Below are 17,617 nucleotides of genomic sequence, written 5' to 3'. Positions count from 1 at the left end.
GGGAGAATATTAGATTGAATATTACGCATACCTTGCAGGGCGATTACTTGAACATTTTTGGTTGTTAAATGACAACGACCATCTATAAATTTATCGTTTACCACTATGCCTTGATCTCAGTATTTTTTGAATTCCTATACCGATGCGTACCTATATCATCTCCGCATCACGTCCAATTCTTTCTTACTTCCGACGATGCAATGTCAAGGGGCGCGGGAGAATGTTCCACCGAATCCGCACGCCGCACAGCCCTGACGACAACATCCATAGACCTCGTTGCATCCGAGACCCTTCGGAATGGGATACCCTCCTCATCCATCTCTCTAGCGGGGGTATAGCCCGCAACGAGATAGAGCGGCCGGCGCTTGGCTTCGTTGAACAGACGGCCCACATATTCGCCAAGGATGCCCAGGAAGAAGAGTTGCAGTCCGCCAAGCATCAACACGACGGTCATCAGGGACGGATAGCCTCGCACCGGATCGCCGAATAGCAGCGTTTTGCCAACGGTATAGAGCGCCATCCAAAACGCCGGGACAGCGACGATCAAGCCGACCGACGTGGCGATCCGCAGAGGAATTGTCGAGAATCCCGTGACGCCATCGATCGCGAGCTTCAACAAGCGGCGGTAGTTGAACTTCGTTTTTCCCGAAGCGCGCGCATCCCGGTCGTAGAGGATAGAGGTCTGTCGGTACCCAATCCACGCGTACAGACCTTTCATGAAACGGTTCTGTTCGCGGAGCTGGCCGATGGCCGCGACCGCGCGCTGGCTCATCAGACGAAAATCGCCGGTGTCGGCGGGGATGTCGATGTCACTCACCTTCCCCATCAGGCGATAGAAGCAGTGGGCCGTGGCTTTCTTCAGGAAGGATTCGCCCTCCCGGGTCCGCCGGGTCGCGTAGACGACATCGAAACCTTGCTCCCACTTGTTAATCAGGGTGGGGATCAGTTCCGGCGGATCCTGCAGATCGGCGTCGATGACGACGACGGCGTCGCCGCACGCGACATCCAATCCCGCGGTCAATGCGGCTTCCTTGCCGAAATTCCGGCTCAATTCGATGATGCCGACTTTCTCATCGGCGCCCCGTATTGTCCTGAGCACATCGAGGGTCCGATCCCGGCTTCCATCGTCCACGTAGATAACTTCCGACGTATAGGGAAGGGTTCCCAGGACGGCGCCGAGACGCGCATGGAACAGGGGCAAGACCTGCTCCTCATTGAAAATGGGAACGACCACCGATACTGTTCCCTGCAACCGCTTATCCGAACTCATCGTGACTCCCTGTTCAGGAACGTCCAATTGGCATGCAATGTGTAGTTGATGAGCATGAGGAGAAACGTGGACAGGACCTGTGCGAGAAGGTAGTGAAGCCCCGCCCGCAGTCCGATCCACATGAACGCAGCGTTAAGCCCGAAGGCGAGCACCGAGACTGCTAGGAATCTCGCAAAGCGCGACGAAGCATCCGACGCGCGCACGAACACCCACCGACTGCTCAGGAAATAATTCGTCAGGAGCCCCGCCACGCTGCCGACAATCGAACCCAACAATGCAATATCCCCCTGCCTAACAAGCAGGATCAGCACGAGGTAATGCACGCCGGTCGCGGTCGCGCCGGTGACCAGGTAGCGGAGAAATTTGGACGACACTGTCATCGCTTCTCCAAGAGCACCGTCGTGCCCCTACGCGCCACCACCAGACTCTCAGGCCCCAGGTCTGGGGACAGTTGCGCATAGGTTGCCTCGCGCATAACGGCGAGCTTGTGTCCGGGCTCGCCCCAGCGCGGCAGGAATGTCGCGTAGCTATCGATCCACCGCTGGGGCTCGACAGAATAGCCAAGATCCAGCTCGTCCCTGGCAACCACCACCTGGGGAAGCATTCCGGAGTAGAACGCCAGGCCCCTATCGATCTGCCCGACGTTGAACAGTTCGGTATCGGCGCGGCGCAATGCCTTGACGGCTAGGCCAATCGGCTTGATCGACAGGGATTCGAAGGCCATGGATGCCACGAGCCCCAGCTGAAGGCTGCCAATCGATGCAAGAGCTGCCACTGCAACGGCAATGCCACGTCGACCTGACAGGGCAAGGGCACCGGCAACCAGCCCGCCAACCACCAGGGCGCCGATGGTTAGCGTGCTCCAGAAGGAGAAATGACGAAGATCCGAGATCCCGCGCCTGAGCACCTTGTCCGATAGCTCGGGGATCCATTGCAGTCCCGCGATCAGGATGCCGAGTATGACCATCAGCGAGCATCCGACCACTACCCATCTCGTGCGCACGCGCAGGATGGCGTCACCAACGAGCACGGCGAGCGGCGGAAATGCCGGCAGGATATACAGGGGCAGCTTCGATCGCGAGACAGAGAAGAAGACAAGCACAATCAGCGTCCACACCAACAGGAATAAACGCGGGTCAAATGTCCCCGAACGCCTCGCAGGTCGGTAGCGCTGCCAGACTGTGGCGGGGATGACGCCGGCCCACGGCAGCATTCCCGCGACCAGCACCGCGGCGAAGAACCAAGCAGGCTTGTTACGGGCATGAACGGAGGAAGTGAAGCGCGCAAGGTGTTCGTGGACGAAGAAATAATTGAGAAATTCCGGATTGCGAACCGACACTGTGACGATCCACGGGAGCGCGAGGACGCACGCGAACAGCCCCCATATCCAGAAGTCGCGACGTCTGAACAGTCCGAACTGCCTGGTGAGCACGGCGTAGACCACAATGGTCGCGGCGGGCAGCACGATCGCAATCAATCCTTTGGCAAGGAAGGCCAGTCCCAACAGGCCCCAGACGAGCGGATAGAGGCGTCTATCGGCATTCCTTGCCGCCACCGCATACACAAGGATGGCGTTGCCTAGCAGTGCGGCGACGCCGATATCTGTCGTGGTCAGGTTGGAGCCTAGTATCCATAGCGGCGAGCCGGCCAGCACCAGGGTGGAGGTGAGCCCCACTCGCCGCCCGAAGAGTGCCGTCGCCGACCAACCGGCGACCAGGATGGCACTGGCCCCGATCAACGAACTCCAGAGTCTCGCGCTCCATTCACTGACGCCAAACACCGCAAACGCCGCCGCGGTCGCCCAATACTGAAGTGGCGGCTTGTCAAAGAACTTGACGCCGTTCAGCCGAGGGGTCGCCCAGTCGCCCGAGACGAACATCTCCCGGGCAACTTCGGCGTAACGCCCCTCATCCGGCTCGTAGAGCGGCCGGATCGAAAGGGTCGCGAACCATAGCAAGATGGCAATGACAATGAGCGAAAACCAGAGAACGCGAGACTTCACGAAGGCTTCCTCGCGGCGACAAGTAGGGAGCCGCCTAGCGAAAACCTCAGACCGGCAAGAATCAACTGTCGCTCGGCGGCACAGATGCCGCCGAAAATGCGGTTAAGCGTCGTGCCAATTCGGAAGCCGTCGTCCACAGCGTCCTTGGGCGGCTTGAGCCTTTGCTGCAATCTCGAGAGCGCCATCGCCGGCAGAAGCAGCGACATGAAGGAGGTGGCGTAGACGGGCTGGAATCCGGCGGCCCGCACCTTGCCAAGCAACTCACTGTATGTGTAGCGTCGCTTGTGCTTCGCCGCATCGTCAAGATGGCTCCACAGGCTAGGATGCTGGGGCACGGTAAGGATGAGGCCGCCGCCAGCGCGACAAGCCCGGTACATCTCTGCCAAGACACGCTTATCGTCGTCGACGTGTTCGATCACATCGAACGCCCCGATCACATCAAAGGCAGCGGTAAAGGGCAGCGCGCGGGCGTCCATCTGGATGAACTGGGCGTTGGACTTGTTGCGGGCCGAGGCCAGTGCCTGCAGCGACGCCTCCCCACCGCAAATGCGCGCATGCGGAAAGCGCTGCTCGATGGCCTTGAGGTTCTCGGCGGTCCCGCACCCGATGTCCATGAAGGACCTGAGTGTCGGGAAATGGCTCTGCAGGACGTCAAGAATCAGCCGCCGCCGATGAACGAACCAAAAGTGTGTGGCTTCGAGCTTTTCGTACTCCTCGAAGAGAGGTTCGTGATAGCCATCATGGTCGGCCAGCATGGCCGGCGCCATGCAGACCAATCCATCCTGACTCATCGGTTGCCAGCCGCACGCGGCGCAACTCCAGATTTCGTGCTTGATAGGGGCTCTGCACTGAATGCATGCGCGCATGGTCGTCTCCCGTTCGAGGTTCCTGCTCCACGCGTTGGCTTGCCGACGCACGGGCGAGGTTGTCCCACGGCAACGCGTCAACGCGATGACGTGGCAAGTGAATTGAGATACCTAGGTACTAGGCAGCAAGGCGTCGCAATCCGATGAGGGCGGGACTGCGATCGGGGTGAAGCCCCAATTCACACAGGAGTGGAGGGTGGACGAAGAAGCACGTCTGGAATGAAACTGGCGAGGAGCGCGGCCGTCCTGCCCGCCACCTCGAACGATTCCGGCTGCCGCAGCCAGAAGCCCGAGAACCATCCGGGGGCCTGGCTCATGGCAATGCAAGCGTCGCACGTGTGACCGTCCGCATCAGGATCCAGTTTTCCCCGCGAAGCGCTGTGCTGTGTATTGTGGTGGCACGGCTTGTCCGGGTTGGTGACTGTTTCCTCCACGTCGATCTCGAGGCCCATTGCCGCATCATTGCGCAACCGGTCATGCGCTGGGCAACCGCCGTGTACGGGCGCTCCCATCGCCTGCAGCGGCAATGCGAGGATCATGAACCACAGCAGGAGGCGGGACAGCAAGCGTCTCATTCGACGGCACAGAAAGGCGGAATTTCGTCTCAGCGTATTCTAGAGAGCCGGCCTGTCAGCAAAATGACTCACACATGACAGGGCCGCCATGCACCAGAATCAGGCGGGGCGCACGGCGCCCAGACGGACCGAATCCCTTGCGCACGACCATCGTCGGCTTTTCCGACCGATGGTCAAGTGCCGCACTTCGTGAGCGTCTTTGATCCAGGACAACCCACTGCAGACTTATTGCCGGAAGTAAAATCAAGGCTGCTAGGATTCGCCCACTTGATTCCCGGCTCATGCACGCCTCCTATCGCCGGCACTGGATTGCCGCATTCCTGTTGATTTCGTTCCTGACAGTTCAACTGGCAGCGGCCGCCTACGCCTGTGAGGGCAGCCGGTATGCGCTGAGCCTGACGGCGAGCATGACCGGGATGGCGGAATCCTGTCCGGACATGGCAATCAAGCGGGGCCATTCGCATGCAGGCCTGTGCCAGGCGCATTGCCACCAGGACAGCAAATCTGCCGATCATGCGAGCCCGCAACTGCCCGTATTCCAGGCGGCCTCGGTTAGCCCGGTAGCCACACCTGACCTGACACCGATCCTTGGCGGGTATCGGCTGGCCACGGGCAACCCCGTCCCACGACCGCCTCCCCGCCCGCTCGCGATCCTCCATTGCTGTTTCCGCATTTAGCCCGCGAAGCAACGTCCGCTATCGTGCCCTGAGTCGTCAAGACCAAGGGAGTCGTTGCTTTGTGGAGGCTTTATGTTTTTGCGTTTTCCCCTAGCGCGCGGGCGGCGGTGGTCGCTCGCCCTCTCGCTCATCGCGGCCGCCCATCCCGGATGGGCGCAATCGGCCGCACCCCTGTCGTTGCAGGAAGCCGTGGTGCTCGCCTCGGCGCATGCCTCGGACGCTGAGACGTCGCGCGCAGCAATCCAATCCGCCTTGGAAATGGCGGTTGCGGGCAGGCAACTGCCGGACCCGGTTCTCAAGGTTGGCGTCAACAACGTGCCCGCCGATGGACGGGATCGCTTCTCAATCGGCACGGAATCGATGACGATGCGCTCGATCAGCGTGATGCAGGAACTGACGCGATCAGCCAAGCGTGAAGCGCGCGCACGACGCTTCGAGGCCGAGGCCTCGTCGGCGCAGGCGCAACGCACGGCCGCGCTCGCCGCCGTACAGCGTGGCGCGGCACAGGCGTGGCTCGATCGGCTCTATGCCGAGCGGGCAACCGTCGTGCTGGCGGAACAGGCGCAGTCCATCGGGCTGATGATCGACGCTGCCCGCGCTGCCTATCGTGGCAACCGCGGCCCCCGGACCGATATCCTGACCGCTGAACTTGAGTTGCAGCAATTGCGCGACCGGGAGGACGAGGCGCGCGCCGCTGTGTCGACAGCCAGAGCAATGCTGCAGCGCTGGGTCGGTGACGCCGCCGTGCGCCCCCTGGGTGACAGTCCGACGCTTGCGATACCCGCGTGGCTCGCCAATCTCGATGGCAGCGTCGTGTCCCAGTTGCCCGATGTGGCCACCGCCGAGGCCCAGGTCGGCGTCGCGGAGGCCGAGGGCAGCGTGGCGCGGGAAAACAGGATTCCGGACGTCAGCGTGGAGTTGATGTACAGCCAGCGCGGCCCAGCGTACTCGAACATGGTTTCGGTCAACCTATCCCTGCCTTTGCCCTGGGATCGGAAGAACCGGCAAGATCGTGAGCTCGCCGCGAAGCTCTCACAGGCCGATGCAGCGCGAGCCCAAGCCGAAGCGGTTCGACGTGGGCTACAGGGCCAACTGCGCGGCAAGCGAGCCGAACTCGGCCTGAACCAGTCGCGGCTGGAACGTTATCGCGACGTCACGGTGCCGCTGGCCAGAACGCAGACAGAAGCAGCACTGACGGCGTATCGCGCCGGTGCCGGCACGCTCTCCGCAGTCGCCGACGCGAGCCGCAAAGCGCTCAATCTCTCGCTGGAACGCCTGAAGTTGGAGGCCGCGACGGCCCGGCTGTGGGCCGAGCTCAATTTCCTGATGCCGCTTGCGACTGAAGCAATGCCGGCATCCACGCAAGGGGATCAACCATGAAAACGACCGCAATCGCGCGCGTCGCGATGAGTCTCGCCGTTGCGGCGGGCCTGGGTGGCGCATATTACCTTGGACAACAGCAACGTCATCAGCAAGCTTCCGGATCCGCAACGGTCAATGGGCCCCACGACGGCCATGATCCGGCCGCGGGCGCCGAGCTCAAGACCGGCAAACGGATTCTCTACTGGCGCGACCCGATGGTACCGGGGCAGCGCTTTGACAAGCCGGGCAAATCCCCTTACATGGATATGCCGCTGATACCGGTGTATGAAGAGGAAAATGCCGACGGCGCCGCGGTGCGCATCGACGGCCGCGTGACGCAGAACCTCGGCGTCCGGACCGCGGAAGTAAAGCTCGGCCGGCTGGAGATGGCCCTGCAGGTCCCCGGCAATGTCGCCATCAACGAGCGCGGCATCGAAGTCATTCAGGCGCGAACCACCGGGTTCGTCGAACACACTTACGTGCGGACCACCATGGAAACGGTCCGCAAAGGCCAGGCGCTCGCCCAGGTCTATTCGCCAGACTGGGTGGCGGCGCAGGAAGAGTACCTGGCCGTCGCGCGCATGCCGGGTAACCCGCAGCCCGAACTGCGCGACGCCGCGGTGGCGCGCATGCGGCAGGTAGGCATGACAGACGGCCAGATCCGCGTAGTGCAGGCAAGCGGCAAGCTCCAACCGCGGCTCACGGTCAATAGCGCGGTCGACGGCATTGTCACTGAGGTCGGCGCTCGGGACGGCATGACCGTTCCCCCTGGCATGACGCTCTTTCGCATCGCCAGCCTGGCAACGGTGTGGGTGCTCGCCGAAGTGCCTGAAAGCCAGGCGGCTGCCCTGCGGCCTGGCCAGGCGGTAATGGCAAGCACCACGGCGCTGCCGAATCTGGCGCTGCCCGGCAAGGTGGACACGATCTTGCCGGACGTCAGCGCCGGTACGCGCACGATCAAGGTACGGATCGAACTGCAGAACAAGGACAGGAAACTGTTGCCGGGCATGTTCGTGTCGGTACGCATGGTGCCGGCGGGCGCAACAGAACGGCTGCTCGTGCCCAGCGAGGCACTAATCCGGACCGGAGCGCGCACCATTGCCATGGTGGCCAAAGGCGAAGGTGGATTTGATCCGGTAGAAGTCAAGGCGGGCGCAACCGCCGGTGGCCAGAGCGAGATCCTCGAGGGCCTGAAGGCGGGCCAGCAAGTCGTGGTTTCCGGACAGTTCCTCATTGATTCAGAAGCGAGCCTGCGCGGGACCGTCGCACGCATGCAGGAAACTACTTCCGGCCCCCCGGTTGACAGCGCCGCCTCCGAGGCGTCGGCCGCTGGCCCCGAGCATCGTGCAGTAGGGCGCATCCAGTCCATCGGCGAGCGCAGCCTGATCATCGCTCACGAGGCCATCCCGTCAGCCCAGTGGGGCGCCATGACAATGGAGTTTGCCGCGCCACCTGCCGGCCTTCCGCAGGGACTGAAAGCGGGCGATCGCGTCGCGTTCAGCTTCCGGTTGGATCCCCACGGCATGGCGACGCTCGTCACCGTCGCGCCGCAAGTCCAGACCGCGGGAGCCAAGCCATGATCGCCAGTCTGATCCTTGCGTCCATCCGCAACCGCTTCCTGGTCCTTCTTGCCACGGTGATGCTGACCGCGTGGGGGCTTTGGGCCGTGCGAAGTACGCCACTGGATGCCCTGCCCGACCTCTCCGACGTGCAGGTCATCATTCGCACCCCATTCCCTGGGCAGGCTCCCCAGATTGTGGAGAACCAGGTCACCTATCCGCTGACCACCACGATGCTGTCGGTGCCCGGCGCGAAGACCGTGCGCGGATACTCGTTCTTCGGCGACTCCTATGTCTACGTATTGTTCGAGGACGGCACCGACCTGTACTGGGCCCGTTCACGCGTTCTTGAGTACTTGAACCAGGTCCAGTCCCGGCTGCCGGCCGCCGCCAAGCCTGCGCTTGGTCCCGACGCTACCGGCGTGGGTTGGGTCTATGAGTACGCGCTCGTGGACAAGAGCGGACAGCATGACCTGTCACAGCTGCGCGCCCTTCAGGACTGGTTCTTGCGATTTGAGCTCAAGTCCTTGCCCAATGTCGCAGAGGTTGCCTCGTTGGGCGGGATGGTCAAGCAGTTCCAAATTGTGCTGTTGCCCGACCGGCTTCGCGCCTACAACCTGTCACAAGGGAAGGTGCTGGCCGCACTCAAGGGGGCCAATCAGGAAACCGGGGGCTCAGTATTGGAACTGGGTGAAGCCGAATACATGGTGCGCGCTACCGGGTACCTGAAGACGCTGGATGACTTTCGGCAGGTGCCGATCGTGACGAGCGACGCCGGTATTCCGGTCAGACTGGGCGATGTCGCCGTGATTCAACTGGGCCCAGAGATGCGCCGCGGCATCGCGGAGCTCAACGGCCAAGGCGAAGTCGCGGGCGGGGTCATTATCCTGCGATCGGGGAAGAACGCGCTGGAGACGATCAACGCCGTCAAGGCCAAACTGCAGACCTTGCAGAAAAGCCTGCCTGACGGCGTCGAGGTCGTCACCGTCTACGACCGGTCGGCGCTGATCAGTCGCGCAGTCGACAACCTCACCACCAAGCTGCTGGAGGAGTTTGCGGTCGTCGCAGTGGTCTGCCTGCTCTTTCTCTTTCACTTGCGCTCGGCACTGGTCGCCATCATCTCGTTGCCGCTTGGCGTGCTGGCGGCATTCCTTGTCATGCGCTATCAGGGCGTGAACGCCAACATCATGTCACTGGGGGGTATTGCAATCGCAGTCGGCGCGATGGTCGACGCCGCGGTCGTCATGATCGAGAACGCCCATAAGCACCTGGAACACTGGCACGTCAAGCATCCACAGCAAGAACTTGAGGCGCAAGAGCGATGGCGCCTTATCGGTGAGTCGGCCGCAGAGGTCGGTCCTGCCCTGTTCGTCTCATTGCTGATCATCACCCTGTCGTTCATTCCAGTCTTTACCCTGGAGGCACAGGAGGGCAGGTTGTTCTCGCCATTGGCGTTCACCAAAACCTACTCCATGGCGGCGGCGGCGGGTCTCTCCGTCACATTGATCCCCGTGCTAATGGGCTATATGATTCGTGGCAAGATCCCTTCCGAGCAAGCCAATCCTCTCAACCGCCTGCTGATCCGCGCTTATCACCCGCTGCTCAACAAGGTGCTCAGGTACCCCAAGACCACCGTGGCGCTGGCGGGCGTGCTCCTGGTTGCGACCGCCTGGCCCATCATGCGCACTGGCGGGGAATTCATGCCACCGCTGGACGAAGGCGATCTGCTCTACATGCCCTCCGCTCTGCCAGGGCTTGCGGCCGGCAAGGCGTCGCAGTTGCTGCAACAGACCGACCGGCTGATCAAGACGGTCCCTGAAGTGGCGTCCGTGTTTGGCAAAGCCGGCCGCGCCGACAGTGCGACGGACCCCGCGCCGATTGAGATGTTCGAGACGACCATTCGCTTTAAGCCGAAGGATCAGTGGCGTCCCGGCATGACAACCGACAAGCTGGTCGAAGAATTGGACCGCATTGTCAAGGTACCGGGCCTGTCCAATATCTGGGTACCGCCGATCCGCAATCGCATTGACATGCTCGCGACCGGCATCAAGAGTCCCGTGGGTATCAAGGTCGCCGGCACGGACCTCAAGGAGATCGACAGACTCGCCACACGTATTGAAGAGGCCGTCAAGACAGTCCCCGGCGTGACATCTGCGCTGGCCGAACGGCTCACGGGCGGGCGCTACATCGATGTCGACATCGACCGCGCGGCAGCAGGCCGCTACGGTCTGAACATCGAGGACGTCCAATCGATTGTTTCCTCGGCCATCGGGGGTGAAACCGTTGGTGAGGTGGTCGATGGACTCGCACGATTCCCCATCAACGTTCGGTATCCGCGCGACGATCGGGACTCCATCGATGCACTGCGGCGCCTGCCAATTGTGACCGACAGCGGCTTACAGATTGCGCTGGCCGATGTGGCCCGCATTACTGTCATGCAGGGCCCACCGATGTTGCGCAGTGAGAACGCACGTCTTTCCGGTTGGGTATATGTTGACATTCGCGGCAGAGATCTTCGGTCCACCGTGCGTGACATGCAGGCCGCCGTGGCGAAGGCCGTACCAATGCCCGCCGGGTATGCCCTCAGTTGGTCAGGCCAGTTCGAGTATCTGGAGCGTGCTACGGCCAAACTCAAGGTCGTCGTCCCCTTTACCTTGCTGATCATCTTCGTACTGCTCTATCTAGTTTTCGGCCGGCTGGATGAAGCCATGCTGATCATGGGCACGCTCCCCTTGGCCCTAATAGGCGGCTTCTGGCTGCTGTATCTGTTGCGCTACAACCTCTCTGTGGCTGGGATAGTTGGGTTCATCGCGCTTGCGGGTGTGGCCGCAGAGTTCGGCGTCATCATGCTGCTGTATCTCAAGCACGCGTGGCACGACCGGTTGGCGCGCGGTGAAGATACGCTAGATGCGTTGCTCGACGCCATCCAGGAGGGTGCGGTATTGCGCGTCCGGCCGAAGGCGATGACGGTGGCGGTCATCCTGGCGGGCCTGATTCCGATCATGTGGTCACATGGCACAGGGTCTGAGGTCATGCAACGGATTGCTGCGCCAATGGTGGGTGGCATGGTGACAGCGCCGCTGCTATCGATGTTCGTCGTGCCCGCCGTATATCTGTTGCTGCGCCGGCGCTTGTTGCCCTCGCCCTCCACCACCGCCAAGCAGGCAGAACTGGAGCGGGCCGTGTAGCAACTGTGCCTGGCGAGTCCCGGGGGCCGCCAGGCCAGTCTTCAGTGCATTGGGAACGTTCACCAGTGCGGCGCGCATCCATGAGAGGGCACCCGCCCTACGGCACTTCCCGGGCGTTTGCTCGAGGTGCCGCCACAATATCAAGACACCGCGCTGGTGAGCTCCCGCAACACGTAGGGCACCCTCCGTCGGCAAATCGCCGCGACCCACCTTCTGGACAGCTAGCACACCAGGCCCGAAAATCCCCGTATGCGTCCGCCTCCCATCCTGCATCTGCCGCCCGCGGTCGTCGCGGTAATTCTGGTCGGGCTGGTGACCATCCTCAGCTTGATTGTCCTGCTAGCCCGGCACCTGCATCGCAGCCAACCGCCGCCTCGCAAGCACCGCAGCAAGAGTCCCAAACCAGGGCGCTTGCGCAAATGACCTTGCGGACAGTGCTGCGGCCCAACAGCGGCGACGCCAAGTTGTACGAACGCGGGTAGGCCGCCGTTATTTCCGACGGCCAGAGCGAGGGCTCTTTCGGGGCCGGCCCCGGCGCGGCAGCCGCGGGCGCCCGCGACCATAGGTGCGATTCAGATAGATGACAAATGCCAGGAACGCAATGATGCAGAGCACGGCAACCAGCAATAGCGAGGACAGCACGCCATGCGGCAAATCGAAGACGTAATATCGGTTCAAGTTTCCAATCGCCCTGTGTGGCAGGCCGCCTCTCGTGCGTACTCAGTGAACGCCATCCTCAAGCGAATCGGCGCACGGCGACGATCAGCGCACCATCGCCATTGGCGAACCGCACGCCGCCCTTCTCCAATTGCCTCTCGATCATGCAGAGTCCGCCAAACATGTCATTCAGGATGGGACCACGGCGTCGATGGTCGCCAACCGCCATGGGGAACGGACGCGTCCTTTGCTTGCTCATGCTCAGCGTCATAAGCGGCAATGCCAACGTGCAGAATGTCTGGCTGTGTACGACAGTGAAACCTGCGGCATTGACCTTGCGAATCAGTGCGGGAAGCGTGTAGCGCGCTTCTGGCGCCCTCGGGGCATTGCCGCGCAGTCGTCGCGTTCGTTGATGCGGTACGGTCACGACAATACCGCCACCCTGGCGACAAGCCTTACGCAACTGGTCAAGCACTATCCCGTCTGACGCGGCATGCTGCAGGACGTCGAACGCCCCGATGACGTCAAAGGCGTCCGCGAACGGCAGGTGCATAGGATCCATCTGCAAACAGGAAAAGCCATATTCCCGGCGCACCTCGCGTAGTGCATCCACGCAACGGTCGGCCGCGACCAGCGTGGCGGCCGGATAGCATGTCCGGAAATCATCCAGGAATTTTCCCGCACCGCAGCTCAGATCCAAGAATGACTCAATCTGCGGGAACCACCGAGACAAGGCCTCGATGATCAGTCGGCGGCGATATGCAAACCAGAAGTTCCGGTCTTCAACGTGCGCAAATTCCCGCAACAGCGACGCTTGATTCCCATCGTGATCCCCGATCAGTTCGGGTGCGAGGCACACAATGCCTGATGTCGACGGCGGCTGCCAGTCGCAGGACCAGCAATGCCACCCCTGCGTGGACAATGCATTGCCACATCTCACGCACGATCGCATCGCCGGCCTCAGATTGAAATCGGAGGCCCTCCCGCAAGGGGCCCTCCATCGCTTTGCAGAATCCTCGTACTCACCCAGGCTGGCGTTGAGCCCACGCGCGATGCGGCGGCGTGCTGGCGAAGTCGTCTGGACGCGTATCCGACTCACACATCCATGCGCGCGGTCAGAAGGCTGACATTCGATTTTATGGAGATGACCTGTCGCAAACATGACGGGGAAATTACCAGGCGCCGCACCCGTTGCTATCTGCGGCAACATCGGACAACATGCACGGCGGCGCGGCCTTTTTCCAACAGATGCGAACGATGTCATGGATTCGACGCCGACAATCCACACCGCGCCTGTGGCGACTTGTGATTGCAGACTTTAGGGATTTCCTGGACAGCGCCGCGCCAGACCAGTGCGCTCAGCGTTTTCGTCAGCCCGGCCTTGGCCAACTTTGGTTTCGATCGTCGTGGGCAATGCGCCCGATCGCGAGACAGCATGACAGATTCAAAGGACACCGCACCGCTGTCGAATGACAAGCCCCCGGCAGCCCCCGTGCCGCTGCAGCGAGAATGGCTGAATCGCACCGTTGTCGGTGCCGGGCTCACGAGTGCACTAGGCGATTTCTGCTACGAGACCACCACCGTCATCCTGCCCGGCTTCCTGGCAATACTCGGGATCCCGGCGGCGGTTCTGGGACTTATCGAAGGCCTGGCCGATGCGGTGGCGAGCTTTACCAAGATGATTTCGGGTTACGTCGCCGACAAGCTCGGACATCGAAAGCTTCTGGTGCTGGTCGGCTACGCCCTGACGCCTGCGGGTCAGATCGCAATCGCATTGGCCACGGCGTGGCCAATGCTACTTGTGGGGCGAATCATTTCCTGGTTCGGAAAAGGGCTGCGCGGCCCGCTTCGCGACGCGATTGTCATCCAGGCAATCCCGCCGCGCGCGCGAGGCCGTGCCTTCGGGTTTCATCGGGCTATGGATACGATTGGCGCAGTAGTCGGACCGCTGCTTGGTGTCGCATTGCTTGGCTGGGCCCAAAGCCATCATGGGTGGAACGACCCCATCGGTCCGTTCCGTCTGGTCCTATGGCTAAGTGTCATCCCGGGGGTTCTGGCCGTCCTGGCTTTCCTCGGCTTCGTCAAGGATCCGGCATTTTCCCCAAATCCCGGGCTGCGATTTTTCCGGGCCTTGCGCGGCCTTCCGCCAAAATTCAAGCGCTATCTCGGCGCCGTCGGGTTGTTTGGCATGGGTGATTTCTCCCACAGCCTGTTGATCCTCGGCGCCACGAAATTGCTGACCCCCGCACTCGGCATCGTGCAGGCCGCGCAAATCGCCGGTGGCCTCTACGTCTGGCGAAACGTCGTGCAATCGGCGGCGTCATTTCCAGTCGGCATGCTGGCGGATCGCGTCGGTGCGCTGCGCATTCTCGTGCTTGGCTATGCGCTAGGCGCGATGACCGGCCTGCTCATGGCCATCACGTTCTGGCTCCACGTCAACACCCTCGCACTGCTCGCGGCCGTCTTCCTGCTTGCGGGCCTGTACACGGCCGTCCAGGAAGCCCTGGAGCCGACGGTGATCGCCGAGATGGTGTCGGCTGACACCTTGGCCATGAGCATCGGCGCGCTCGGCACCACGAACGGCACGGCGAAGTTCATCTCGAGCGCCGGCGTCGGTCTCATCTGGTCGGCGCTATCACCTGTCCTCGGCTTCGCATTCGCCACCATCACCATGGCGGCCGGCACAGTCATGCTGGCGAGATTACGGCACATCTAAATCTCGCCACATCGCCCGGAGATCGAGCGCAGTGCGGGAGTCCCCGCCACGAGCCATCCGCGCGGTCGTGCCGACCGTCGGGACGCCAAAGATCGCCTAGCCGTCGGCAAGCATCGCCTGTACGTCGACGGCGGGCGCATCGAGTAGCTTGACCAGCGCGTCAAAGTCGATCGGCCGGCTGAACAGGTAGCCTTGCCCCACCTCGCAGCCAAACTCCCGCAACACCGACACTTGCCAAACGTACTCGACCCCTTCGGCCACGACGCGCAGCCCAAGCATATGCGCCATGCTAATCATGGCCTGCACGATTTGCCTGTCGCTGTGCGAGCCTTGCATGTCATGGATAAAGGCGCGATCAATCTTGAGTTCGGTGACCGGTAAGTGCTTCAGACTGGACAGATTGCTGTATCCAGTCCCGAAATCGTCGATGGCAATTCCGACGCCCGCGGCGCCCAGCTCCCGCACAAATTCTAGCAGCCCTTCCTCGTGCACGAACAACGCGTTCTCCGTCAGCTCAATCTTGAAGCGCCGACAATCAACGCCAAACTGCGCGATAGTCTGCAGCACAGGCTCCTGCCTGTGCCAACTCAGTTGCAAGGGCGAGAAGTTCACCGCCACCCTGAATTCCGGATCGATCGCCAGTGCCTCGAGCTTCGCGACGTATCGACAGGATTCGCGCAATACCCAATCCCCGATCGCGCCGATTACCCCGGTCTCTTCGGCTACCGGAATGAATTCGGCCGGCGAGACGGGAACGCTGCCATCTCGCATCCAGCGGAGCAAGACTTCCGCACCGATGACCTTGCCCGTGGTGAGCGACACCTGGGGTTGCCAGGCCAGCGAAAATTCGTTGGCCTCGAGCGCGCGGTGCAGCGCGTTGGAGATGTCGAGGCGCTTGAGCACCTTCGTATGCAGGCCGCGAGAAAAAAAATGACAAGCGCCGATGCCATCCTCCTTGGCGCGGTACATCGCCGCATCGGCATTCATGATCAGCGCTTCTGCGGTCGTGCCATCGGCGGGAAATCGGCTGACCCCAATGCTCGCGGAGACGTAGCTTTGCGTACCGTTCAGGACAATCGGCTTGGCCAGTTCATCGAAGATCCGCCGCGCGATCGACTCGACCTGAGCAGGATCCGCGGTGTCGTGCAGAATGAATGTGAATTCATCGCCGCCGATACGGCCGACAAAATCCGCTTCCTTCACCAGTCGCTTGAAGCGCTCCCCGACCACCTCGAGTAGCCGATCGCCAAACGAGTGGCCCAGTGTATCGTTCACGTCCTTGAACCGGTTGAGGTCAAGGAAAAGCAGGGAAAATTCCGTACCCTTGTTCGCCGAACGTTCGATCGCATGGCCAAGCCGGTCCTGGAACAAGCGTCGATTTGGCAGACCGGTCAGGCTGTCGTAGTAGGCAAGGTGCATGTACTGGGCGCGCAGGCTTTCGCGCTGCATGATGTCCGCGAACATCGCCACGAAACTGAACACTTCGCCATGCTCGTCGTGAACCGTCTTGATCGTTACCCAGTCGGGCGCGATCGAGCCGTCCGCCCGCAATAGCCAGACCTCCCCTTCCCAGCGTCCGCCATCGCGCAGGGTTGCAAATATCTCCGCGTAGAAGCCCCGTCCATGCCGGCCAGACCGTAAGAATCCGGCCGGCCGCCCGACAATATCCGCGCCGGGATAGCCCGTCGCGGCTGTGAAGGCACGATTGATGTACTGGATGCGCAAGCGAGCGTCCGTTACCAGCACCGCGTCACTAGTTGACTCGAGCACATTGGCCGATATCTTGCGGTTTTCCAGCTCAGTACGCAATTGGCTAACCAGCGCCTCGCGTTCACGACGATTGATGTCACTGCGACAAACGAACTCGGCCAGCAAGGACGCCATGGAGACAATGCCGATGTATCGCCCTTGCGCATCGAAGACGGGTAGGTGCTCACAAGCTTCCTTACGCATGCGCTTGAGCAACTGGATCGCGCTGGCATGCCCCTGCACGGGCTCGGGTGGACGTCGTGCGATCAGATCCGCGAAAATCCGTGCTGGAAAAAGCGTCGCCTGCCGGTCCGTCACGACACCGAGAAACGTGCCGTCGTCATCGAAGACCGAGAAGACGTTCGTCGATGTCTGATTGACCCCGACCAGATCCCGATATCGCTGGTCGAGCGCAACGCGGCGTGCCGTCAGGTCGAGGCACTCCGAAACAAGCAATGTGTCCATCTGCAAGCCTTATCCCAGCTTTTGATCCACGAACAACTCGACTTCCAGCGCCAGGTGAAGGATTTCCTCGGCTCCCATGGCCGGTTTGATCTCATCCAGGATGAACGTCTTGAGCTCTGCGGCGGGGATCTTTCTGAGAATCGCCTTTCGAATGAGGATGTCAGAAATCACGTCGTCGTCGATTTCTATATGCTCGAAGGCCGTGGTTGACAGCAAACTGAGTGCTCGCCCGACCGCAACGTGTCCAATTGGCGAGGCGCGCCCTAGCACGAGCCCATCGGTAATTGGCGGAAGGACAAACTCCTTGATGTGGGCGCGCAATCGCTTCTGACGACGTTTCTCCATTCCGACACTAACCTTTCCGATCCAAGATCGAACGCGCCAAGGAAGCACCGCACGCAAATCCGGCGCAGCACGACATCCTTCGCGGGCCGTTTGTACCAGACATTCCTGCCACCGACTACCCATCAAACGTGGGCCCGCAAGAGTTGCCATGCTTTGAGTTTCTACTCCTACTAGTGAGTATCCGTG

At 61.6% G+C, this 17,617-nt stretch carries 13 protein-coding genes; 5 read left to right on the top strand and 8 right to left on the bottom strand.

All coding sequences use genetic code 11. From position 1 onward, the window contains the following. Window positions 1-166: 166 nt before the first annotated feature. The 5 genes from K6G35_RS22770 to K6G35_RS22750 all read right to left on the bottom strand — a co-directional run bounded on the left by K6G35_RS22770 (window position 167) and on the right by K6G35_RS22750 (window position 4,713). Entirely contained in the window at window positions 167-1,270 is a 1,104-nt protein-coding gene (locus K6G35_RS22770) for a glycosyltransferase family 2 protein (RefSeq protein WP_011229396.1), read from the bottom strand. Further along, window positions 1,267-1,650: a GtrA family protein gene (locus tag K6G35_RS22765; RefSeq protein WP_011229395.1), complete on the bottom strand. Its 384-nt coding sequence runs from the start codon at window positions 1,648-1,650 to the stop codon at window positions 1,267-1,269. Before K6G35_RS22765 ends, K6G35_RS22770 begins: the two co-directional genes overlap by 4 nt. Continuing rightward, entirely contained in the window at window positions 1,647-3,272 is a 1,626-nt protein-coding gene (locus K6G35_RS22760) for a glycosyltransferase family 39 protein (protein WP_011229394.1), read from the bottom strand. The genes K6G35_RS22765 and K6G35_RS22760 overlap by 4 nt, the downstream gene beginning before the upstream one ends. After that, entirely contained in the window at window positions 3,269-4,039 is a 771-nt protein-coding gene (locus K6G35_RS22755) for a class I SAM-dependent methyltransferase (protein ID WP_171020481.1), read from the bottom strand. Before K6G35_RS22755 ends, K6G35_RS22760 begins: the two co-directional genes overlap by 4 nt. A gap of 278 nt (window positions 4,040-4,317) precedes the next feature. Beyond that, window positions 4,318-4,713, bottom strand: coding sequence for a hypothetical protein (locus tag K6G35_RS22750; RefSeq protein ID WP_011514840.1), 396 nt, complete (start codon window positions 4,711-4,713; stop codon window positions 4,318-4,320). A 281-nt stretch (window positions 4,714-4,994) separates the two neighbouring features. On the opposite strand from K6G35_RS22750, the gene K6G35_RS22745 reads away from it, so the two are divergent. From K6G35_RS22745 to K6G35_RS22730, 4 genes are all read left to right on the top strand, one after another. Continuing rightward, window positions 4,995-5,390 carry a copper/silver resistance protein SilD gene (locus K6G35_RS22745; protein ID WP_008642716.1) on the top strand — a complete coding sequence of 132 codons (396 nt, stop codon included), beginning with the start codon at window positions 4,995-4,997 and terminating at the stop codon, window positions 5,388-5,390. Between the two features lie 72 nt (window positions 5,391-5,462). Beyond that, a complete protein-coding gene (locus K6G35_RS22740; protein WP_008642714.1) occupies window positions 5,463-6,770 on the top strand; it encodes a TolC family protein in 1,308 nt (435 codons plus the stop codon). Next, the gene (locus K6G35_RS22735) at window positions 6,767-8,332 is read left to right on the top strand and encodes an efflux RND transporter periplasmic adaptor subunit (protein ID WP_011229392.1); all 1,566 of its coding nucleotides are present in this window, start codon (window positions 6,767-6,769) and stop codon (window positions 8,330-8,332) included. The genes K6G35_RS22740 and K6G35_RS22735 overlap by 4 nt, the downstream gene beginning before the upstream one ends. Then, entirely contained in the window at window positions 8,329-11,499 is a 3,171-nt protein-coding gene (locus K6G35_RS22730; protein ID WP_011229391.1) for an efflux RND transporter permease subunit, read from the top strand. The genes K6G35_RS22735 and K6G35_RS22730 overlap by 4 nt, the downstream gene beginning before the upstream one ends. 736 nt (window positions 11,500-12,235) lie before the next feature. On the opposite strand, the gene K6G35_RS22725 is transcribed toward K6G35_RS22730, so the two are convergent. Continuing rightward, window positions 12,236-13,078, bottom strand: a complete 843-nt coding sequence (locus K6G35_RS22725; RefSeq protein WP_223277385.1) for a class I SAM-dependent methyltransferase — start codon at window positions 13,076-13,078, stop codon at window positions 12,236-12,238. Window positions 13,079-13,591: 513 nt separating this feature from the next. Here K6G35_RS22725 and K6G35_RS22720 point away from each other — a divergent pair. Further along, on the top strand, window positions 13,592-14,872 hold the full coding sequence (locus K6G35_RS22720; RefSeq protein WP_008642705.1) for an MFS transporter: 1,281 nt from the start codon (window positions 13,592-13,594) through the stop codon (window positions 14,870-14,872). A gap of 96 nt (window positions 14,873-14,968) precedes the next feature. On the opposite strand, the gene K6G35_RS22715 is transcribed toward K6G35_RS22720, so the two are convergent. Both K6G35_RS22715 and K6G35_RS22710 read right to left on the bottom strand, forming a co-directional pair. After that, window positions 14,969-17,086: a putative bifunctional diguanylate cyclase/phosphodiesterase gene (locus K6G35_RS22715; protein WP_011229389.1), complete on the bottom strand. Its 2,118-nt coding sequence runs from the start codon at window positions 17,084-17,086 to the stop codon at window positions 14,969-14,971. Between the two features lie 9 nt (window positions 17,087-17,095). Then, window positions 17,096-17,431 (bottom strand): hypothetical protein, encoded by a 336-nt coding sequence (locus K6G35_RS22710; RefSeq protein ID WP_008642702.1) that lies wholly within the window; start codon window positions 17,429-17,431, stop codon window positions 17,096-17,098. Window positions 17,432-17,617: the final 186 nt, after the last annotated feature.

The organism is Cupriavidus sp. HY129 (assembly GCF_059492215.1).
This window is presented reverse-complemented; position numbering and strand designations above follow the sequence as displayed.